The sequence below is a fragment of the Microbacterium sp. NPDC064942 genome (assembly GCF_049545525.1).
Taxonomy (GTDB): domain Bacteria; phylum Actinomycetota; class Actinomycetes; order Actinomycetales; family Microbacteriaceae; genus Microbacterium; species Microbacterium gawkjiense.
This window is the reverse complement of record NZ_JBMWDR010000001.1, coordinates 274,277-292,564: the sequence shown is the minus strand read 5'-3', so window position 1 is coordinate 292,564 and position 18,288 is coordinate 274,277. Positions and strand designations below refer to the sequence as shown.

The 18,288-nt window shown below is 70.4% G+C and carries 22 protein-coding genes, 1 tRNA gene, 1 pseudogene and 1 riboswitch; of the genes and pseudogenes, 9 read left to right on the top strand and 15 right to left on the bottom strand.

The window, feature by feature from the left end; translation table 11 throughout:
- Window position 1: 1 nt before the first annotated feature.
- The 6 genes from ACPEH2_RS01385 to ACPEH2_RS01360 form a co-directional block, all read right to left on the bottom strand.
- A complete protein-coding gene (locus ACPEH2_RS01385) occupies window positions 2–1,339 on the bottom strand; it encodes a homoserine dehydrogenase (protein WP_359917992.1) in 1,338 nt (445 codons plus the stop codon).
- The gene (lysA, locus tag ACPEH2_RS01380; RefSeq protein ID WP_217531166.1) at window positions 1,336–2,763 is read right to left on the bottom strand and encodes a diaminopimelate decarboxylase; all 1,428 of its coding nucleotides are present in this window, start codon (window positions 2,761–2,763) and stop codon (window positions 1,336–1,338) included. Before lysA ends, ACPEH2_RS01385 begins: the two co-directional genes overlap by 4 nt.
- Window positions 2,764–2,869: 106 nt before the next feature.
- The gene (locus ACPEH2_RS01375) at window positions 2,870–3,643 is read right to left on the bottom strand and encodes a DUF2993 domain-containing protein (protein ID WP_359917994.1); all 774 of its coding nucleotides are present in this window, start codon (window positions 3,641–3,643) and stop codon (window positions 2,870–2,872) included.
- Between the two features lies 1 nt (window position 3,644).
- A complete protein-coding gene (locus ACPEH2_RS01370) occupies window positions 3,645–5,312 on the bottom strand; it encodes an arginine--tRNA ligase (RefSeq protein ID WP_359917996.1) in 1,668 nt (555 codons plus the stop codon).
- Between the two features lie 29 nt (window positions 5,313–5,341).
- Window positions 5,342–6,514 (bottom strand): sensor histidine kinase, encoded by a 1,173-nt coding sequence (locus ACPEH2_RS01365; RefSeq protein WP_359917997.1) that lies wholly within the window; start codon window positions 6,512–6,514, stop codon window positions 5,342–5,344.
- A gap of 34 nt (window positions 6,515–6,548) precedes the next feature.
- On the bottom strand, window positions 6,549–7,373 hold the full coding sequence (locus tag ACPEH2_RS01360) for a transglutaminase-like domain-containing protein (protein WP_359917999.1): 825 nt from the start codon (window positions 7,371–7,373) through the stop codon (window positions 6,549–6,551).
- 66 nt (window positions 7,374–7,439) lie between these two features.
- Between ACPEH2_RS01360 and ACPEH2_RS01355 the strand changes: the two genes are divergently transcribed.
- On the top strand, window positions 7,440–8,231 hold the full coding sequence (locus ACPEH2_RS01355) for an SGNH/GDSL hydrolase family protein (protein WP_359918001.1): 792 nt from the start codon (window positions 7,440–7,442) through the stop codon (window positions 8,229–8,231).
- Between the two features lie 4 nt (window positions 8,232–8,235).
- On the opposite strand, the gene ACPEH2_RS01350 is transcribed toward ACPEH2_RS01355, so the two are convergent.
- Window positions 8,236–8,880, bottom strand: coding sequence for an NAD(P)-dependent oxidoreductase (locus tag ACPEH2_RS01350; protein ID WP_359918003.1), 645 nt, complete (start codon window positions 8,878–8,880; stop codon window positions 8,236–8,238).
- A gap of 127 nt (window positions 8,881–9,007) precedes the next feature.
- Here ACPEH2_RS01350 and ACPEH2_RS01345 point away from each other — a divergent pair, with 127 nt between their 5' ends.
- Window positions 9,008–10,012: a DUF2510 domain-containing protein gene (locus ACPEH2_RS01345; protein WP_359918005.1), complete on the top strand. Its 1,005-nt coding sequence runs from the start codon at window positions 9,008–9,010 to the stop codon at window positions 10,010–10,012.
- On the opposite strand, the gene ACPEH2_RS01340 is transcribed toward ACPEH2_RS01345, so the two are convergent.
- Window positions 10,000–10,725 carry an NUDIX hydrolase gene (locus ACPEH2_RS01340; protein ID WP_423718054.1) on the bottom strand — a complete coding sequence of 242 codons (726 nt, stop codon included), beginning with the start codon at window positions 10,723–10,725 and terminating at the stop codon, window positions 10,000–10,002. The two genes, ACPEH2_RS01345 and ACPEH2_RS01340, sit on opposite strands and share 13 nt — an antisense overlap.
- 71 nt (window positions 10,726–10,796) lie before the next feature.
- Here ACPEH2_RS01340 and ACPEH2_RS01335 point away from each other — a divergent pair.
- Window positions 10,797–10,869, top strand: a tRNA-Arg gene (locus ACPEH2_RS01335).
- 58 nt (window positions 10,870–10,927) lie between these two features.
- Here the strand turns inward: ACPEH2_RS01335 and ACPEH2_RS01330 are convergent.
- From ACPEH2_RS01330 to ACPEH2_RS01320, 3 genes and pseudogenes are all read right to left on the bottom strand, one after another.
- Complete coding sequence (locus ACPEH2_RS01330; RefSeq protein ID WP_311284247.1) at window positions 10,928–11,077, bottom strand: hypothetical protein; 150 nt, start codon at window positions 11,075–11,077, stop codon at window positions 10,928–10,930.
- A gap of 85 nt (window positions 11,078–11,162) precedes the next feature.
- Window positions 11,163–11,480, bottom strand: a complete 318-nt coding sequence (locus tag ACPEH2_RS01325; RefSeq protein ID WP_217531235.1) for a DMT family transporter — start codon at window positions 11,478–11,480, stop codon at window positions 11,163–11,165.
- 12 nt (window positions 11,481–11,492) lie between these two features.
- Window positions 11,493–11,556, bottom strand: a riboswitch (guanidine-III (ykkC-III) riboswitch).
- A gap of 182 nt (window positions 11,557–11,738) precedes the next feature.
- Window positions 11,739–11,978: pseudogene (locus ACPEH2_RS01320) on the bottom strand (tyrosine-protein phosphatase); the annotation flags it as partial.
- Between the two features lie 108 nt (window positions 11,979–12,086).
- Here ACPEH2_RS01320 and ACPEH2_RS01315 point away from each other — a divergent pair.
- Together ACPEH2_RS01315 and ACPEH2_RS01310 are read left to right on the top strand one after the other, a co-directional pair.
- Window positions 12,087–12,674 (top strand): recombinase family protein, encoded by a 588-nt coding sequence (locus ACPEH2_RS01315; protein ID WP_423718053.1) that lies wholly within the window; start codon window positions 12,087–12,089, stop codon window positions 12,672–12,674.
- A complete protein-coding gene (locus ACPEH2_RS01310; protein ID WP_423718052.1) occupies window positions 12,667–13,137 on the top strand; it encodes a hypothetical protein in 471 nt (156 codons plus the stop codon). Before ACPEH2_RS01315 ends, ACPEH2_RS01310 begins: the two co-directional genes overlap by 8 nt.
- A gap of 30 nt (window positions 13,138–13,167) precedes the next feature.
- On the opposite strand, the gene ACPEH2_RS01305 is transcribed toward ACPEH2_RS01310, so the two are convergent.
- Window positions 13,168–13,428 carry a hypothetical protein gene (locus ACPEH2_RS01305; protein ID WP_423718051.1) on the bottom strand — a complete coding sequence of 87 codons (261 nt, stop codon included), beginning with the start codon at window positions 13,426–13,428 and terminating at the stop codon, window positions 13,168–13,170.
- A 104-nt stretch (window positions 13,429–13,532) separates the two neighbouring features.
- On the opposite strand from ACPEH2_RS01305, the gene ACPEH2_RS01300 reads away from it, so the two are divergent.
- Both ACPEH2_RS01300 and ACPEH2_RS01295 read left to right on the top strand, forming a co-directional pair.
- Window positions 13,533–13,823 (top strand): hypothetical protein, encoded by a 291-nt coding sequence (locus tag ACPEH2_RS01300; protein WP_423718050.1) that lies wholly within the window; start codon window positions 13,533–13,535, stop codon window positions 13,821–13,823.
- A gap of 470 nt (window positions 13,824–14,293) precedes the next feature.
- On the top strand, window positions 14,294–14,857 hold the full coding sequence (locus tag ACPEH2_RS01295) for a hypothetical protein (protein WP_423718049.1): 564 nt from the start codon (window positions 14,294–14,296) through the stop codon (window positions 14,855–14,857).
- A 591-nt stretch (window positions 14,858–15,448) separates the two neighbouring features.
- Here the strand turns inward: ACPEH2_RS01295 and ACPEH2_RS01290 are convergent.
- Complete coding sequence (locus ACPEH2_RS01290) at window positions 15,449–15,742, bottom strand: tyrosine-protein phosphatase (protein WP_423718048.1); 294 nt, start codon at window positions 15,740–15,742, stop codon at window positions 15,449–15,451.
- A 156-nt stretch (window positions 15,743–15,898) separates the two neighbouring features.
- Here ACPEH2_RS01290 and ACPEH2_RS01285 point away from each other — a divergent pair, with 156 nt between their 5' ends.
- On the top strand, window positions 15,899–17,059 hold the full coding sequence (locus ACPEH2_RS01285; protein WP_423718047.1) for a DUF222 domain-containing protein: 1,161 nt from the start codon (window positions 15,899–15,901) through the stop codon (window positions 17,057–17,059).
- 81 nt (window positions 17,060–17,140) lie between these two features.
- The gene (locus ACPEH2_RS01280; protein WP_311284249.1) at window positions 17,141–17,323 is read left to right on the top strand and encodes a hypothetical protein; all 183 of its coding nucleotides are present in this window, start codon (window positions 17,141–17,143) and stop codon (window positions 17,321–17,323) included.
- Between the two features lie 115 nt (window positions 17,324–17,438).
- Here ACPEH2_RS01280 and ACPEH2_RS01275 read toward each other — a convergent pair whose 3' ends face one another.
- Complete coding sequence (locus ACPEH2_RS01275; protein WP_311284250.1) at window positions 17,439–17,594, bottom strand: hypothetical protein; 156 nt, start codon at window positions 17,592–17,594, stop codon at window positions 17,439–17,441.
- 98 nt (window positions 17,595–17,692) lie between these two features.
- Entirely contained in the window at window positions 17,693–18,175 is a 483-nt protein-coding gene (locus ACPEH2_RS01270; protein ID WP_311284251.1) for a pyridoxamine 5'-phosphate oxidase family protein, read from the bottom strand.
- Window positions 18,176–18,288 lie beyond the last annotated feature (113 nt).

Below are 18,288 nucleotides of genomic sequence, written 5' to 3'. Positions count from 1 at the left end.
GTCAGTCTCCTTCTACCCGCAGGACCGAGACCACCCGACGCACCGCGCTGGTGGCAGCGAGGCGCTCGACGGTGTCGGCCAGGTCCTGCTCCCGGGCCGTGTGGGTTCCGATGACGAGGTGCGCGACGGCATCCCCGCCGTCCCGGACGACGGCGTCGCCCGAGGTGGTCTGTTCGACGGTCGCGATGGACACGTCCCCGTCGCTGAGGATCCCCGCGACGGTGGCCAGGACGCCCGGTCGGTCGTCGACCTCGAGCGTGATCTGGCAGCTGGTGCGGATGCGGCCGATCGGCACGATCGCAAGTCCGGCCCGCGTCGACTCGCCGACACCCGGCCCCCCGGCGACGTGACGACGCGCGGCCGAGACGACGTCGCCGAGCACGGCCGACGCGGTCTGCACTCCCCCGGCGCCGGCGCCGTAGAACATGAGGTCGCCGGCGGCCTCGGCCTCGACGAACACGGCGTTGTTGGCGCCGTGGACGGACGCCAGCGGGTGCTCGCGCGGGACCAGCGCCGGGTAGACGCGCACCGAGATGGCCTCGCCCGTGGGCGCAGCGTCGGGCTGGTCGACGAGACGCTCGCAGACGGCGAGCAGCTTCACGACGTAGCCCGCCTTGCGGGCGGCCTCGATGACACCGGCATCCACCGCCGTGATGCCCTCGCGGTGCACGGCCTCGAGCGGGACGGTCGTGTGGAAGGCGAGGCTCGCGAGGATGGCGGCCTTCTGCGCCGCGTCGTACCCCTCGACATCCGCCGTCGGGTCGGCCTCGGCGTACCCGAGCCGCTGCGCCTCGGCGAGCACCTCGTCGAAGCCGAGGCCCTCGCGGTCCATGCGGTCGAGGATGTAGTTCGTCGTCCCGTTGACGATGCCCATGATGCGGCGGACGCGGTCGCCGGCGAGCGAGTCGCGCAGCGGACGGATGATCGGGATGGCGCCGGCGACGGCGGCCTCGTAGGCGACGGTCGCACCGACCTGGTCGGCGGCGTCGAAGATCTCACTGCCGTGGGTGGCCAGCAGCGCCTTGTTGGCGGTGACGACGTCGGCGCCGGAGGACAGGGCGTGGAGGATCCGGGTGCGCGCCGGCTCGAGACCGCCGGTGACCTCGATCACGATGTCGGCGCCGGCGATGAGGGTGTCGGCGTCGGTCGTGAACAGATCGCGCGGCAGGTCGGCCTCGCGCGGCGCATCCACGTCGCGGACGGCGATCCCGACGAGGTCGAGCGGCGCACCGGCCCGGTCGGCGAGCTCGTCGGCGTGGGTCAGCAGCAGGCGGGCGACCTGGGATCCGACGGCGCCGGCTCCCAGCAGCGCGACGCGCAGGCGGCGGGGTTCGATCATGCGGACTCCTCGGTGGTGCGGGATGCGGCCGGTGCGACGCCGAGGTCGCGCGCCAGCAGGTCGTTCTCGTCCTCTCCGCGGACGATCAGCCGGGCGGCACCGCCGCCGACGGCGACCACGGGAGGGCGCGTCAGGTAGTTGTAGTTGCTCGCGAGCGAGAAGCAGTACGCGCCGGTCGCCGCGACGGCCAGCAGGTCGCCCGGGGCCACGTCGCCCGGAAGGTACTCCGCGCCGACGACGATGTCGCCCGCCTCGCAGTGCCGACCGACGACGCGCGCGAGCGCGGCGTCCGCGTCGCTGCGACGGCTCGCGATGCGGGCGCTGTAGTCGGCGCCGTACAGCGCCGTCCGCGCGTTGTCGCTCATGCCGCCGTCGACGCTCACGTACAGCCGCTCGAGGTCGTCCGAGACGCGGACGGGCTTCACCGTGCCGACCGAGTACAGGGTCACGCCGGCGCGGCCGACGATCGCGCGTCCCGGCTCGAACGCGAGTTCGGGAAGAGGGATGCCGCGGCTCGCGCACTCGCGGGCGACCGCCGCGACGATCCCCTCGGCGAGCTCCGCGATGGGGGTCGGGTCGTCCTTCGACGTGTAGGCGATGCCGAAGCCGCCGCCGAGGTTCAGCATCGGGACCTCGCCGCCCTCGCGCAGCCGCGCGTGGACCTCGACGACGCGGGCGGCGGACTCGGCGAACCCGGCCGTGCCGAAGATCTGCGAGCCGATGTGGCAGTGCAGCCCCGCGAAGCGCAGCGAAGGCAGCTCGCGGATGCGGGCGACCGCCGCCTCGGCATCCGTCAGGGCGAAGCCGAACTTCTGATCCTCGTGGGCGGTCGCCAGGAAGTCGTGCGTCTCGGCGTGGACGCCGCTGTTGACGCGGACGAGAACGGTCTGCACGACGCCTTGGGAGGCGGCCTCGGCCGCGATCCGCTCGATCTCGACGAGCGAGTCGATGACGATCGAGCCGACGCCCGCGCGCACGGCGCGGGCGAGCTCGGGCAGGAGCTTGTTGTTGCCATGGAGCCCGAGACGGCTCGGGTCCGCGCCCGCGGCCAGGGCCACCGCCAGCTCGCCGCCGCTGGCGACATCGACGCCGAGGCCCTCCGCGGTCACCCAGCGCACGACGTCGGTCGTGAGGAATGCCTTGCCCGCGTAGTAGACCCGCGCCGTGCCGCCGTGGCGGGCCGCGGCATCCCGGAACGCCGTCAGCACCTCGCGGGCGCGGGCGCGGACGAGGTCCTCGTCGAGGACGTAGAGCGGCGTGCCGAACCGCTCGGCCAGCTCGGTCGCCGGCACGCCACCGAGGACGAGCGCGCCGGTGTCGTCGCGCGTCGCGCCGGCGGGCCAGACGGCCTCGACGAGCGCATTCGCATCATCCGGCTTCGAGAGCCACTCGGGCACGGCGGGACGGTCGGAGGCGGTGGACACGCAGGGGCACCAATCGGGTGGGAACGGGATCGTCGGGCGGTGTGGCCACGCCCCGACGGTGCCCACAGTCTAGGGCACCCCGGCCGCCGCCCCCGGCCCCGTGACGCTACGAGGCGTCGGAGCAGGAACCGGGCTGCTGCGCGGTCTCGTCGCGCAGAATCGCGCTGTCGATGTCGAAGGTCGCGACGACCCCGCGCTCCTCGACGGCGACGCCCGTCAGGGTGAGCGCCCGCGGCAGGTACTGCGCGAGGCACACCGGCCAGCTCTGCGCGAAGGACCCGACGAGCGGCCCGACCTGCTCGCGGAGCGCGTCGGCGCTCACGTCGACGTCGCCGAGCCGGAAGGTCGTCGGCGAGAGGACGAGGTCGCCGTCCTCCGCGGCCGCGGACAGGCGCACACCCAGTGGAATGGCGGCCCCGAACAGGTTCAGTTCCGTATCGAGGGCGACCTCGGGGGGCGCGAGGCGGAAGGCGTCCACCGGGAACCCGTCCACCCGCGACAGGATCGTCCGGACCTGGTCCTGGTCCAGCACGACGACGGCGCGGGCGCTGCTCCAGTCGCCGCCCCGGACCGGGGCATCCTCGATGTCGACCCGGACGTCGCCCGAGATCCCCTCGACGTCGACGTCGTCAGCGGACACGCTCATCTGAGCGATGCTGCCGACGGCGAGCTGGGGCAGGACGAGCCCGGGGATCTCGACGTCGATCGCCTGGTCCGCGGGCAGGCCGAGGTTCTCGATCAGCCGCGAGCGGACGACCTGCGGCACGATCGCCCGCGCCGCGAACTCCGCCGCGACCACCAGGGCGGCGAGCACCGCGACGACGACGATCACCACGACCCAGCCGCGGCGACGTCGGCGGGGCGCCGTGACGGTCGTCATGTCACATCCGCTCGGGCGCGCTCACGCCGAGCAGGTCGAGACCGTTGCGCAGCACCTGGCCGGTGGCGTCGTTGAGCCACAGGCGCGTGCGGTGCAGGTCGGTGACCTCCTCGTCGCCGAGGGGCGTCACACGGCAGGAGTCGTACCAGCGGTGGTAGAGGCTCGCGAGCTCCTCGAGGTAGCGCGCGATGCGGTGCGGCTCACGCAGCTCGGCCGCGAAGGCGACCAGGCGCGGGAACTCCTGCAGGGCGCCGAGGAGAGCGGACTCGGTCTCGTGCGTGAGCAGCTCGGGGGCGAACGCGTCGCGCGAGACGCCGGAGTCCGCGGCGTTCCGGGCGACGTTGTGCGTGCGCGCGTGGGCGTACTGCACGTAGAACACCGGGTTGTCGTTCGTGCGCTTCTGCAGGATCTCGGGATCGAGCGTCAGCGGCGAATCGGCCGGGTAGCGCGCGAGCGAGTACCGCAGCGCGTCCGTGCCGAGCCACTCGCGCAGGTCGTCGAGCTCGATGATGTTGCCCGCGCGCTTGGACAGGCGCGCGCCGTTGACCGACACGAGCTGCCCGATGAGCACCTCGATGTCCTTCTCCGGGTCGTCGCCGGCAGCCCCTGCGAGCGCCTTGAGGCGGTGCACGTACCCGTGGTGGTCGGCGCCGAGCAGGTAGATCTTGTGCGCGAAGCCGCGGTCGCCTTTGTTCAGGTAGTAGGCGGCGTCGGCGGCGAAGTAGGTGTACTCGCCGTTGGACCGACGGATGACGCGGTCCTTGTCGTCGCCGAAATCGGTCGTGCGCACCCAGACCGCACCCTCGGCGTCGAACACGTGGCCCTGCGCGCGGAGGCGGTCGACGGCCTCGTCGACGAGGCTCGGGCCGCCGTCCGGCTTCTTCGCGTGGAGCGTGCGCTCGCTGAAGAAGACGTCGAAGTGCACGTTGAACTTCTCGAGGGATGCCTGGAGCTCCGCGAGCTGCAGCTCGTAGGCCTTGTCGCGGGCCACAGCAACGCGCTCGGCCTCGGGCAGGTCGCCCAGACCCGGCTCGGCGGCGGCGACCCGGGTCGCGAGGTCGTCGATGTACGCGCCGGCGTACCCGTCCTCGGGCGTCGGCTTGCCCTCGATGCGGGCGAGGACCGAGCGGCCGAAGCGATCCATCTGCGCGCCGGCGTCGTTGATGTAGAACTCGCGCACGAGGGTCGCGCCGCTGGCCAGCAGCAGACGCGCGATCGCGTCGCCGAGCGCCGCCCACCGCGTGTGGCCGATGTGCATGGGACCGGTCGGGTTCGCGCTGACGAACTCGAGGTTGATCGTGTTGCCCTCCTGCGTGCGCCCGTGTCCGAAGCTCGCACCGGCGTCGACGATCATCTTCGCGAGCGCGCCGGCGGCGGCGGCATCCAGTCGGATGTTGATGAACCCGGGACCGGCGACCTCGACCGAGGCGATCCCGTCGACGGCGGCGAGCGCGTCGGCGACCTCGGCCGCGAACTCGCGCGGGTTCGCCCCGACCTGCTTCGACAGCTTCAGGGCGGCGTTGGAGGCCCAGTCGCCGTGATCGCGGTTCTTCGGCCGCTCGACCGGGAAGTCGGCGACGGTGAGCGCCTCACCGGCGCCGGGTCGTCGCGCCTCGACGAGCGGGAGGACGACGGCGAGGAGGGCGGCGGAGAGGGCGTCGGGAGTCATAACCCGACAAGTCTACGGTCGGGAGACCCTCACGCCGACGGCAGGACGACCCAGACGCGGGCTCCCCCGAGCGGCGAATCGTCGATCCCGAGGCGGCCGCCGTGGGACTCGACGATGCGACGGCACGTCGCGAGGCCGATGCCGAAGCCGGGGGCCTCGGCGTTCGATCCGCGCTCGAGCGGCTCGAGCACGAGCTCCCGCTCGGCGACCGGGACGCCCGGGCCGTTGTCGTCGACGACGATGCGCACGCCGGACGCGACCGTTCCGACCGAGACGACGACCCGCGGGAGGCGACCGCCGGTCCCGGCGAACTTGACCGCGTTCCCGACGAGGTTCTGCACGAGGACGCTTGCCAGGGTCGGGTCGGCCTGGACGGGGACGGATGCCTCGACCGTCACCTCGGCGCCGTTGTCCTCGCCCGCGCTGCGGAGGTCCTCCATCGTCGAGGCGACGAGCGGTTCGACGTCGACCGCGGTGCGACGGATGGGCGATCCGCCGACGCGCGCGTAGTCCAGCAGCCGCGCGATCATCCCCGACATCCTGTCGGCGACCGATTCGGCGCGGGCGAGCGCGCGCGACGCCGCAGGGAGACCGGCGACCTCGGGGACGTCCGCGGCGAGCTCGATGTAGCCGGTGAGCGCGGTCAGCGGATTGCGGAGGTCGTGCGCGACCTGCGCCGCGAAGTTCTCGAGCTGCTCGTTCGACTCGCCGAGCTCCCGCGAGATGCGGCGCAGTTCGAGCACGTCGACGATCTGGCGCGCGATGAGGGCGAGCGCCGCACTCTCGTCCTCGGGGAGCTCACGCGGCACCTCGTCGAAGATGCAGATGGTGCCGATGGGCACCCCCGTCGGGGTGATGAGCGGGCTCGAGGCATAGAACTTGACGTTGGCGACCTCCCCGGTCACGAACGGATTGCCCGCGAATCGCTCGTCGAGGCTCGCGTCGGTGACGACGGTGTGACCCGGCTTGCGGAACACGACCGCGCACATCGAGTCCTCGCGGCTGCAGACAGCCGGCTCGATACCGACCGCCGCGATCTGATGCTGGAACCGATCGTCGATGAGGTTGATGACCGCGGTGGGGACGCCGCACACGGTGGCGGCCAGCTGCACCAGGCCCTGGAGGTCCGCTTCCGGGGCCTCGCCCAGCACGCGGTAGTCCTCGATGATCGCTCGCCGAATGGCGTCATCTGCGGTCTTCACCCGCACCTCCCCGATGTCCTACGCATCACCCTAATCACCCGATCGAGACCAGCGCTGCCCGATCGTCCCGCTGCGGATCGGATGCCGCGGCGGCGACCGCCTCGTCGGCGTCGACGCGCGCGTCCACGACGAGCCGTCGCAGCGCCAGGTTCGCACCGTAATAGCTGAGGAAGGCGCAGTCCGCGGCATCCCGCCCCGTCGCGATGCGCACCAGCCCGCGACGGTTCGACAGCCGGGTCGCGTCGACGACGAGCCAGCGCCCGTCGATCCACGCCTCGGCGACCGCGTGGAAGTCCATCGGGACGAGACCCGGTGCGTAGCACGCGACGTAGCGGGCGGGGACGTCCATCGCCCGCAGGAGCGCGATGACGAGGTGCGCGTAATCGCGGCAGACGCCTTGCCCCGTGGCGAGCGTCGTGAGGGCCGAGTCGGTGCCGAGCGACAGACCTGGCGAATAGGTCACGGTCTCGGCGACGAAGGACTCGACGGCGGCGAGGAGGTCGGTGCCGCGGAGCCCCCCGAACTGGCGGCGCGCCTGCGCGAAGACGGAGTCCGACGGGGCGTAGCGGCTCGGCCGGAGGTAGACGGCGGTGTCGAGGTCGGAGGCCGGGGCCACGGCGAGCGGCCCGTCGACGCGTGCGTCGTACCGCACCTGCACGGGGCCCGCCCCCAGGCGGAGGCGGTGCAGCCGCGTGCCCACGGCATCCGTCACCGTCACGGCGGGCAGATCCTCGCCGTTCCGCAGGATGCGGAGGGACTCGTGGGCGAGCGGAGTGCCGGCGGCCACGGCGACGGAGAGGATGAGGTCGAGCTCGCCCTCGAGGTCGAGGTCGAGTTCCGCCGTGACGACACGCTGCACCGAGCAATCCTCCCACGGTGAAGATCGTGCTCGGCGAGTTCGGGGATCATCGCTTACCCTCGTCGCATGACCTCTGAACGACGCGCTCGGGGGTGGGGACTGGGGATCATCGCCGTCGGAGTCGCCGCCATCGTCGCGCTCGCCGCGTGGCAGCCGTGGCGCAGCATCTCCGCCGTCGACGCCGCATCCTCATCGGACGGCGTCTCCGCCGTCGAGCCGCTCTCGCTCCCGGCCGACCCCGACGTGCTCGTCTTCGGCGACTCCTGGACCTACGGCGCGGCAGCGACCGTCCCCACGGACGGCTACGCGTACCGCCTCGGGCGGCTCACCGGATGGGACGTGACCGTCGACGGCGTGCGCGGCTCGGGCTACATGAAGCCCGGGTGGGACGGTCCCGACTTCCGCACGCGGGCGAAGTGGCTCGACCCGGCCGCCGACTACGACCTGATCATCATCCAGGGCTCCATCAACGACCGTCAGCAGGGAGAGCGCGGCTACCGCGAGGCCGTCGACGCCACCTGGGACGTCTTCGCCCGGCTGTACCCGCACGCGCAGATCGTGATCTTCGGGCCGACCCCGCACCAGTTCCCGATCGACGAGGGCACCGCCCGCATCGACCGCGACCTCCAGGAGGCGGCCGCCGACCGGCACTGGTGGTACATCTCGCCGCTCCAGGAGCAGTGGGTCACCCCCGCCAACTACCTCGACGTGATCGACGTCGGCGCCGGCAAGCGGCATCCCTCGGACCGGGGTCACGCGTACCTCGCCGAGCGGCTTCAGCAGGCGCTCGTCGACCGCAGCGCGAGCACCGACGCCGTCGCCCCGGCCGAGGACGAGTCGGCGCCCGTCCGGCCCTGACCTCTCACGGCCGGATGGCCTCGGCGATCGGCACGTCGCCGGTGTTGAACGAGACGGTCCGTCCGATCGTGGCCGGTTCCGCCAGCACCGCCGCGATCACGGCGGCGACGTCCGCACGCGGGACCGAGGTCCCCTCGTCGGAGCGGGCGTCGATCCTCCCCGTCGGCTCGTCCAGGGTCAGCGCCGACGGCGCGAGGATCGTCCAGTCGAGGTCGGCGCCCCGCAGGTGTTCGTCCGCCGCCGCCTTCGCCTCGGCGTACGCGTAGAAGCCGTCCGACGGGTCGACCCCGTGATCCGGCCCGGCGCCGAAGTAGGACACCATGACGTAGCGGCGCGCCTCAGCGGCGACGGCCGCGTCGATCGATCGGATCGCGGCATCCCGATCCACCGCGTAGGTGCGCTCGGGCGAGCCGCCACCGGCGCCGGCGGACCAGACGACCGCGTCGCTGTCGGCCAGCAGATCGGTGAGGGCGTCGAGATCGGATGCCGCGACGTCGGCGACGACCGGGCGGGCGCCCGTGCGGGCGACGTCCTGCTCGTGCTCCGGGTGGCGGATGACGGACGTGACGTCGTGTCCGGCCTCGACCAGGAGCGGCGCAAGCAGCAGCGCGACCTTCCCGTGTCCCCCGATGATCGTGATGCGTGCCATGTGGGCTCCCTTCCTACCGCCTCGACGCTACGGTGGACAGCCCCGGAGGCGCGTCCCCTTGCGCTTGTACGCTCGACGTGGAAGGGGCCGGTGGGCTCCCGATGCATCGACGAGGGGGAACACGGACGTGAGCGAGACGACGCCTCCCGGGTGGTATCCGGCTCCGCACGCCGGCAACGAACTCCGCTACTGGGACGGCGCGGCGTGGCACGCCGCTCCCCCGTTCCTCCCCGCCGACGCCGCCGCCGTTCCTCCGGCGCAGGGTCCCGTGCCGGCGTACGGCCCGGTGCCGCCGCACGCGCCCTACGGAGCGCCGCCGGCACCACACGGAGCGCCGCCGGCGGGGTACGCACCGTACGGCGGCCCCGTCCTGGCGCCGAGCGCGCCGCAGGGGTGGGCGGTCGCGGCACTCGTGCTCGGCATCGCGGCCTTCCTGTCGGCGTGGATCCCGTTCCTCGGACTCCTCATCGCCCTGACCGGCGCCGTCATCGGCGTGATCGCCCTCGTCCGCCGGCAGCGCAAGGCGCTCGCGGTGACGGGCACGGTCCTCTCCGGCCTCGGACTGGCGTGGGCGCTCATCGTGTCGATCTCGATCGGCTCCCTGATCTGGGCGCCGAGCCCGACCTACAGCGATCCCGATGCGGGCGCGGCACCGGCACCCGAGGCATCCCCCTCGGACCGCGACTTCGAGCCCTACGCCCCCGAGACCGGTCCCGGGTCCCTGGAGGACCCGCTCCCCCTGCCGTACGTGGCGGGTTCGTCGTCGCGCGACGAGTACCGTGCCGACGTCCGGCTCGTCGACGAGGACGCCACCGCCGAGATCCTGGGGTGGAATGCCTACAACGAGAGGGACATCACCGGCATGCGGTACGTCCTCGTCGAGATGACGGTGACGGGACTCGATCCCGAGGGCATCGAGGCGTCGTACGCGTCGTACGACCTGTCGGTCGCGACCCCGGACGGGATGAGCTACCCGAGCGCGTACGTCGTGCCGCCTGACGACACGACGCTGCTGGTCGACCAGGGCACGATCGCCGAGGGCGAGACGGTCGAGGGGCTTGTCGCCTACCTCGTCCCGGAGGATGCGACCGACCTGCTGCTGTCGGACTACGCGAACTTCTACGCGTTCTGACCCGGCAGGGGGATGACACGGCCCGCATCCCACGGCTCCTCCCAGCCGAGCCGGGTGAACAGGCCCGCCAGGATCATGGCGGTGAACCCCCATACGAGACGGTCGCCGCGGGGTGTCGGGATGAGGAACGCGGGCCCTCGGAACTCGCCCCGGTCGCTCCGCACAACGGTGACGCCCCGGTGGGCGGGGTCGAGCAGATCGGCGACGGGAGCGCGGAACACGTCCGCCGACTCGGCCTCGTCCACGACGCGCACGGGTGACGGGCGGCGCCACCACGCGACCACGGGTGTCACGAGGTGGCGGGAGAACTCGAGCGGGATCGGCTCGAGCGTGCCGAGGACGTCGACCCCGTCGACCTCGAGCCCCGTCTCCTCCCACGCCTCGCGGAGGGATGCCGCGACGGCATCCGCATCCCCCGGATCGACGCGTCCGCCGGGGAACGCGACCTGTCCCGGGTGGGCGCGCAGCGTCTCGGCGCGGGAGAGCAGCAGCACGTCGAGATCGCGGGAGACGGCGCTCTCAGCCGCCTCGCGCTCGGCCGGCACGTCGTCGAGGACGCCGAACAGGATGAGCACCGCCGCCGGCCGGGCACCCGGCACCTCCGGCATCGAACGCAGCACCTCGAAACCCGGCTGGGCGGCGCCGCTCGCGACGGATTCGACGAGGCCGACGAGCTGCTCCCGCGCGGTCGGGGCGGGAGCGGAGGAGGTCATCGCTTCAGGCTAGGCGACGGCGTGGACGTGCGCGCGGGAGCGGCCGCACCGGTGATAGTCTCGATCGGTACGCCTCCGTAGCTCAGGGGATAGAGCGTTGGTTTCCGGTACCAGAAGTCGGGGGTTCGAATCCCTCCGGGGGCACACGGAAGCGAAGGGGACTCGGCATCGCGCCGGGTCCCCTTCGTCGTTCCACGGGACCTCAGTCCTCGCGCGCGTCCTGGTCCTCGTCCGGGTGGGCGGGATGGCCGAATGGCGGCACACCGCCCGGTACCGCGCCGTCGTGGGTGGGGAGCTCCACATCCGGCCCCTCGTACGCGTTGTCATCGATGCTGCGGTCGTCGCCGGTCATGTCGCCCTCCGTCGGTCGGTGTCCTCTGTGGACGTGACGCTAACGCGACGCTCGCGCGGATGCCCGGGGTTGACAGCGCGGCGCGTCAATCCGAGACGAGCTTGAGCCCGACGATGCACGCGACGAGGCCGAGGATGAGCAGGATCTTCACCACGGAGACCGACTCGGCGCCCGTCACCATCGCCCAGACCACGGTGAGGGATGCCCCGATGCCGACCCACACGGCGTACCCCGTCCCGGTGGGGATCTCGCGCAGCGCGAAGGCGAGACCGCCCATGCTGGCGACGAGCGCGACACCGAAGGTGACCGTCGGCCACAGCTTCGTGAAGCCTTCGGAGCGCCCGAGCGCGGTGGCCCACACGGCTTCGAGCATCCCGGCGACGATGAGAACGATCCACGACAACATCACTGACCTCCTGGCCAGTCTTGTCGCTCACCGGGTACTGAACCCTCGTCCGGGGGCCTGGTCGGGGCCCGCCGCCGAGTCTATCGAGGCTGCCTGCAGACCCGGTGCAGAGGCGATGGCGCCGCGCCACGTCGTGATGGCCCTGGCGGTGTCGCCGTCGACGTACGAGCTCAGCCACGCGTCGAGATCGAGCCGGCGGTACATGTCGCGGAAGGCGGACTCCGGCGTATGCCCGAAGCGGTCGAGGACGCTCAGACGCTCAGCGACGTCGAACGAACGGCTGTGGAGCTCCGCCATGGCCACGGCGTTGGCGAACGACGAGAGGTAGTCGCGGGTCGCGGCATCCTCGGTCACACCGGCGGCCTTCAGCAGGACCGCAGCCAGCAGGCCGGTCCGATCCCAGCCTGCGCCATAGTGGGAAAAGGATGCCGCCCGTAGGGGCTCGCGCGATCTCCTCGAGGGCACCCGCGAGCCGATGCGGCAGCTCCCCGACATGGTCCAGGTAGTACAACGGAGTTCCCCACTGCCCGTCCTTGTCCCATATAGCGTGTTCGTAAGGAATCCCGCTGACGGTTCCCTATATGGGACGACGAGGAAGGTCAGATGATCGTTGGCTACGCGCGGGTGTCCACTATCGCCCAGGACGTCGAGACGCAGCGCCTCGCCCTGCTCGAGCTAGGTGTTGCCCCCGACCGGATCTACACCGACGAGGGGTTTACGGGTAAGAACCTCGAGCGTTCGGGGCTGCGTGAAGCGATGGCCGCGGTGCGAGAGGGGGATACTCTCGTCGTCCCACGGCTGGACCGGTTCGCGCGGAACGCGGAAGAGACGCTCCGGCAGGTTCGTGAGCTCACCGAACGGGGCGTGATTTTTCAGATGGGGCGCACCACGTACGACCCTCGCGACCCGTGGTCGAAGCTGTTTCTCACTTTCCTCGCCGGCATGGCCGAGGCTGAGGGCGGATGGATCAGTCTTCGGACCCAGGAGGCGATGGCGCGCCCCGCGGTCCGGGCGAAGTTGAAAGGCCGGCAGCCGAGCTTGTCGCCCGAGAAGGATGCGGCGATCGCCAGGCACCTCGCGGACAACGAGATGACTCCGGCAGAGATCGCCACGCTATTCAACACGTCGCGCAGCAGCGTCTACCGCGCGGCCGGCAGGCACCAGAAGCGGATGGAGGCGCGTCATGGCTGAGTGGGGTTCGACAAGTTGGATCATCAATCTCGTTGCGTTCGTGGTCCTGCTCTTCGTGTTCGTGTGGGGGGTTCGAGGATTTAGTCGGCGCAGCCTGCCCACCTCGCTCGAAGGTGTGAAGCTGGAAGTGATGGCGCCCGTCCTGGTGGACGACCGCGTGGTCGACGCGGACTGGGAGATTCCATTCGTCGCGTCGAACCCGACGCGGAGGCCGCGTTGTGTTCCGATTCTCTCGGCGGCCGCGCAGGTCAAGACTGAGCGTGCCCGCTACCGTGCCGTCGTCGAGGTTGACGACAACTGGGAGTGGGAGGGTCGCCGTCTGGAGCTCAACCCAGAGGCCACGGCAGTCGGACGTGTTCGGCTGACCCTCCCGGGTGGTCAGACGCCGCGCAAGCTGGCGCTCTCCCAGATCCGTCCGAAACAGTACGTGCTGCACGGTCGACTCAAAGCGCCTTACACCTGACGCCTCGGTAGCTCATCGAGCACCGGGCAGTCAGGCGCGGTCGGGGGAGAGTACCGCCGACGCCCACACCCACGTCCGGTACTCCTTGTCGTCGACGCGAAACCGCACCGCGCAGGCATCGTCTGTCCACCGGCACACTTCGACGTCCACGAGCACCGGCGTCGAGCCGAACCGCAGCCAGGCACGTCCCGGCCTCGGTCGAGGATCGATGGTGACCGGTTGGGTGTCGAGGCGTAGTTCCTCGGCCGTCAGCGTCTGCAGCGGTCCCGCTTCGGCGATCGTTCGCGACAAGATCCGACGATCCATTTTGCCTGTCGACCGCAGCGGTGTCGACGGCGCTCGAAAACTGGACAGTAGCGGCGCTTGAAAAGTGAACACTCGACGATTGGAGAGTGATGTCCGACCGTTTCGTTGACGCTGTCGGTGACGTGACGACTGCTGGCTATCAGGTTCTTCCGCTCGATGGAGTCCCGAAGCGAGGGCCTCGGTTCGCGGGCTACAACCTGCTGGTGCCCGACGACAAGGACGCGGATGCGCACGTGCGTGGGTACCCGTTCCGACGCGGTTACAGCTCAAAGCTCGATGTGTCCGCCGAGGTTCGAGAATCCTTGAAGCGTCACGGCGCAACCGAACTCATCATGCGGGACGCCGTGAAAGAGATTCGCGAGCTCTTGGACAGCGACTGACGCCCGACACGAACCAGCGCTCCCGCGGCTTCCTCAGCGACGCCCGGTGTCCGCCGGGTTTGAGAACGCGTTCTATGCTTCACCCAGCGACCGCAATCTGCTGGTCCGAAGCGAATCGTTCGGGGTTCGGTAAGGACGAGCGCGCTTCATTCACCGAATTTCAGGGGGCGTAATTGAGACAGCAATAAGCGTCACAATTTCATTGTCTGGACTTCTCGCAACCCGTCATCGTGTGACGTGCACCACACGCTGCCAGTGAAGTTTGAGCCGTACTTCGTACGGCGTGGGTTTAAGGGTGGTGACGCTATTCACCACCCGAAATACCTGATCTGGTGGGAGCGCTCTGACCACAGGAGCAAGGCCCACGCAGTGAACAAGTCCTGGGAGACATGGATCGATCGCAACGACACTGCAAGCAAGGCTTCGATTCTCAACAAACGTACGGCTGTGCTGAGGCAGTATCCGCCGCGATGCTGACGTCACGGAGGAAGGAGTTGGAAGCCATCGGCTACGAGGGGCGAACCGTACTCGTTGGTAGGTCCAGCTCGAAGTACGCGTGGGCGGATCTGGGGTGGCGAGGATGGACCGAGGAGACCTGCAACGTCCTCCCGGACGGCCGCAACCTCGAGGAGACGCTGAATCAAGGTGTGGATCTGTCATCCCTGCCGCCGGTTTGGATGGCCCTCAATAAGGGCGGAGCGCTCGGCGACTTGCTCTGGAACGGTGGCATGATGTTCTGTTTCGTGTCCGACCGTTTCGTTGACGCTGTCGGTGACGTGACGACTGCTGGCTATCAGGTTCTTCCGCTCGATGGAGTCCCGAAGCGAGGGCCTCGGTTCGCGGGCTACAACCTGCTGGTGCCCGACGACAAGGACGCGGATGCGCACGTGCGTGGGTACCCGTTCCGACGCGGTTACAGCTCAAAGCTCGATGTGTCCGCCGAGGTTCGAGAATCCTTGAAGCGTCACGGCGCAACCGAACTCATCATGCGGGACGCCGTGAAAGAGATTCGCGAGCTCTTGGACAGCGACTGACGCCCGACACGGACCAGCGCTCCCGCGCTTGATGGACCCGGTCCTCCCTGAGGACCGGGTCCATTCCCGCACATCGGCGGGTCGCGGACCGTCCCGTGATCGCCACCTCGTGTTCACCCGCGAGTCACCGAGCGGACAAGCCCTCGGGGGGAACGATCACACCGTCGAGGCTGGGCGACGGGTATGCCGTTCCGATCCGTTCGGGACCGATCCAGGCATCGGATGAGCCCGCGACGATCTACTCATTCGCGGTGTCGACGAGGCCGGCGCCGTAGTCGAGATTGGGTGGCGTTCACGCGGGCGCCACCGTGTGATTCCGACCGCCGTGTGACCGCCGCCGCGCTCTTCTTCCGGCCTCGCCATCCGGGGCCGGGGTGGGACCGGCCCGGGGGCGTTTGGACGCCCCCTAGATCTGACCTTCCGACTCCGACGTAACGCTCGTCGCATTCGTCCGCGAGAGCCGATGGAGAAGCCGAGGCGTCGTCCCCTGAGCATCCATCGACCGCGACGGACGGTCGCACTCGCAGGGCAGCGAGCCCGCGCCTTCCTTCTCGATCGAGCCGGCCAGAGGCCACTCTCTCGAGGCCCGACTCAACACCGTTCATCACCCCGAGATTCGCAGAAGTGCCGTTCGTTCCCGTCGAGATCGACGTGCCGGACGGCGATGTCGCGGGGGACGGACGCCGTTCGTTCACTCGGGCGGCGGAGGTCGACGATAGTTCCCAAGCCATGCGCTCGGAGGCGATCCCACCCGGCGTCGGTCACACGGTCGAGCGTCTCAGCCCGGATGAAGACCCCGGCCGGCGTGCGGGAACCGTCGATCCGTTCGAGCCCACCGAGGTCTCTTGCGTTGGCCAACCCATCGATCCCCAGAGGCGTCTGCATGCCCCGATCCTTCCACGCCGGGGGGGGTGACACCGTGCCGGAAGTGATGTCGGAACCCCCCTCTAGTCTGGGGCTATGTCCAGTTCAGCCGATCGTCGCGATGAGGTCCCGGAAGGGATTCCGACGACCCTGGACTGGGTGGTGATGTGCGCGGATATGGCCACCGTGCATGCCGCGCAACGGTACGCGTGCATCGTCGAGTTGTGGGATGACGCGATCGCCGACGCGCGCCGTCGGGAGGAACCGGTCGCGTTCGTGGAACGGGCGGTGCGGCTCGAGGTCGCAGCCGCGTTGCGGATCACCGAGCACGCCGCGGGACGGTTGATGGGTGTCGGGCACGCGCTGATGCGTCGGTACCCGCAGGTGTGGGAGGCGATGAGCCGTGCGGACATCACCGACACCCACGCGACGATCATCGTCGACGGTTTGGATCAGCTCGACGACGTGACGGCGGGGCTGGTTGCGGAGGTTCTGTCGCTCGCGGAGGAGTTGCCGACGGGTCCGTTCCGGCGGGCGATGAAACGCATCGTCGACCGCGAGCAGGAAGCGACCCTCGCTGAGCAGCACGCCGCCGCGGTCGCGCACCGGTACGTGCGGGTGGATGCGGGGGTGGATGGGATGGCGTGGCTGAGCGCGCACCTCCCGGCGGTGGAAGCGCACGCGATCGCCGGACGGCTCACCGCGATCGCGAAAACCCTCCACTCCGCCGACGACGAGCGCACCCTGGATCAGAAACGCGCCGACGTGTTCGGAGACCTCCTCCTCGACGGCGAAACCGACGCGTTGCCCGATACCGCGCGCGGCATCCGGCCGACCGTCGCGGTCACCGTCCCCGCCCTCACCCTCCTCACCGGCGACGGCCCTGCCGCACAGGTCGACGGCGTCGGCCCGATCCCCCTCGACAGCGCCCGCGAGCTCTGCGGAGCAGCATCCGGGTGGATGCGGGTGCTCACCCATCCCGAGACGGGAGTCGTCCTCTCCGTCGGACGCGAGCAGTACCGGCCCCCGGCCGACCTGCGACGGCTGGTCACCTGGCGGGCCGCCCGGTGCATGGCACCGGGCTGCGGGATCCCCGCCGACGGGTGCGACCTCGACCACACCATCGACTGGCACCACGGCGGGACCACCGCCGCCGACAACCTCGCCCCGCTGTGCCGCGGGCATCACACCCTCAAACACCACTCCGACTGGCAGGTCAGAGCCAAACCCGGCGGCGCACTCGAATGGACCTCACCCGCCGGCCGGGTCTACCTCGTGAGGCCCGAGCGCCGCATCCCCACCTTCGCCACCGACCCACCCGGACCACCACCGTTCTAACGGCCGACATCATCCCCGAGGATGACCCCGGCCACCCTTGCGAAGGACGCGCCGGCGAGCGCCGGTTCGTAGCGTCGGAGTATGGCTACCGCGACCCTCTCCACACGCTCGCATTCCGTCGCCCGCGCGGGTGGCGCGGCCTCTGCGGCCGTGCTGTCGGTGCTCGGCACGATCGTCGCCATCGGCATCGCGGCGATCGGTCTGCTCGTGGTCCCCGTCGCCCTCCTGGTGACCTTCGGTGCGTCCCTGCTCGCCCTGTTCTGACACCAGGCGTGGCGGGGCGCGGCATCCGCATCGGCTCAGCGATGCCCGCACACGGAACTGCCGTCGCACGAAGACGGACATCCACGTGCGACGGCAGGCCTTGCGTCGGGCGGACTCAGCCGCCCGACGGGTTCTCGATGGGGGTTCCGTCCTCGTCCGTCGTGACGGGCGGGTTCTCGTCGGGCGATCCGCCGGACGCGGTGTCGGCGTCAGCGCTCTCGTCGGGGACACCCTGCGTGTTGTGCTCGTCCGAGCCGTTCGTGTCGCTCATCGCAGTCCTTCCGGTCGTTGTCGGTCACGTGTCGGCGACGCTACGCAGCCGCCCTCGTCCCGCTCAGGGCCTTGACAGACCCGATGCGCCGGGCACGCTCAGAGGTCGACGGTCGCGTTGCGCCCCTCGTACGGCTCACCCGTGATCTTCGACTTGACGAGGCTGACCACCGAGGCGACGACCCCTCCCGGGCTGCTCCAGTACTCCCCCGACACCGCATCGATCTTCAGCATCGTGACGTTCGGGTCCTCGGGGCCGTCGGGGAACCACGCCTCGACCGCGGGCGACCAGTACTCACGCAATCGCGCGAGGTCGTCGACCACCTCGGCGTTGCCCGCGATCGACACCCACGCGTCGTTCGTGCTCAGCGCGACGCCGACCTGAGGACGGGCGGCGACATGCGCGACGACGGACGAGTCACGACCGACGATGAACCACAGGTCGCCGTCGAACTCGCGATCCTGCACCGTCAACGGCCGCGCCGTGTGGGCACCCTCCTCGTTCATCGTGGTGACCATCGCGAAGCGGAACTTCGGCAGCAGGTCGATCAGTGTCGCGTGCGGATCCTTCTCATCGGCCATGAGGCCCTCCTTCGTCTTTCCGCCAGGCTCGCACCGGGGCGCGACGCGATTGCAGGGCTTGACACCCTCGATCGGATGCGCGACCCGAGGTACCGCCGCCGCCCGACCCGTGC

What these genes read in the sequence shown, in the direction of transcription:
- ACPEH2_RS01385 (WP_359917992.1), bottom strand. Translation starts at nt 1,339, where the DNA reads ATGATCGAACCCCGCCGCCTGCGCGTCGCGCTGCTGGGAGCCGGCGCC.
- ACPEH2_RS01375 (WP_359917994.1), bottom strand. Translation starts at nt 3,643, where the DNA reads ATGACGACCGTCACGGCGCCCCGCCGACGTCGCCGCGGCTGGGTCGTG.
- ACPEH2_RS01370 (WP_359917996.1), bottom strand. Translation starts at nt 5,312, where the DNA reads ATGACTCCCGACGCCCTCTCCGCCGCCCTCCTCGCCGTCGTCCTCCCG.
- ACPEH2_RS01355 (WP_359918001.1), top strand. Translation starts at nt 7,440, where the DNA reads ATGACCTCTGAACGACGCGCTCGGGGGTGGGGACTGGGGATCATCGCC.
- ACPEH2_RS01350 (WP_359918003.1), bottom strand. Translation starts at nt 8,880, where the DNA reads ATGGCACGCATCACGATCATCGGGGGACACGGGAAGGTCGCGCTGCTG.
- ACPEH2_RS01340 (WP_423718054.1), bottom strand. Translation starts at nt 10,725, where the DNA reads ATGACCTCCTCCGCTCCCGCCCCGACCGCGCGGGAGCAGCTCGTCGGC.
- ACPEH2_RS01330 (WP_311284247.1), bottom strand. Translation starts at nt 11,077, where the DNA reads ATGACCGGCGACGACCGCAGCATCGATGACAACGCGTACGAGGGGCCG.
- ACPEH2_RS01315 (WP_423718053.1), top strand. Translation starts at nt 12,087, where the DNA reads ATGATCGTTGGCTACGCGCGGGTGTCCACTATCGCCCAGGACGTCGAG.
- ACPEH2_RS01310 (WP_423718052.1), top strand. Translation starts at nt 12,667, where the DNA reads ATGGCTGAGTGGGGTTCGACAAGTTGGATCATCAATCTCGTTGCGTTC.
- ACPEH2_RS01300 (WP_423718050.1), top strand. Translation starts at nt 13,533, where the DNA reads ATGTCCGACCGTTTCGTTGACGCTGTCGGTGACGTGACGACTGCTGGC.
- ACPEH2_RS01295 (WP_423718049.1), top strand. Translation starts at nt 14,294, where the DNA reads ATGCTGACGTCACGGAGGAAGGAGTTGGAAGCCATCGGCTACGAGGGG.
- ACPEH2_RS01290 (WP_423718048.1), bottom strand. Translation starts at nt 15,742, where the DNA reads ATGCAGACGCCTCTGGGGATCGATGGGTTGGCCAACGCAAGAGACCTC.
- ACPEH2_RS01285 (WP_423718047.1), top strand. Translation starts at nt 15,899, where the DNA reads ATGGCCACCGTGCATGCCGCGCAACGGTACGCGTGCATCGTCGAGTTG.
- ACPEH2_RS01280 (WP_311284249.1), top strand. Translation starts at nt 17,141, where the DNA reads ATGGCTACCGCGACCCTCTCCACACGCTCGCATTCCGTCGCCCGCGCG.
- ACPEH2_RS01275 (WP_311284250.1), bottom strand. Translation starts at nt 17,594, where the DNA reads ATGAGCGACACGAACGGCTCGGACGAGCACAACACGCAGGGTGTCCCC.
- ACPEH2_RS01270 (WP_311284251.1), bottom strand. Translation starts at nt 18,175, where the DNA reads ATGGCCGATGAGAAGGATCCGCACGCGACACTGATCGACCTGCTGCCG.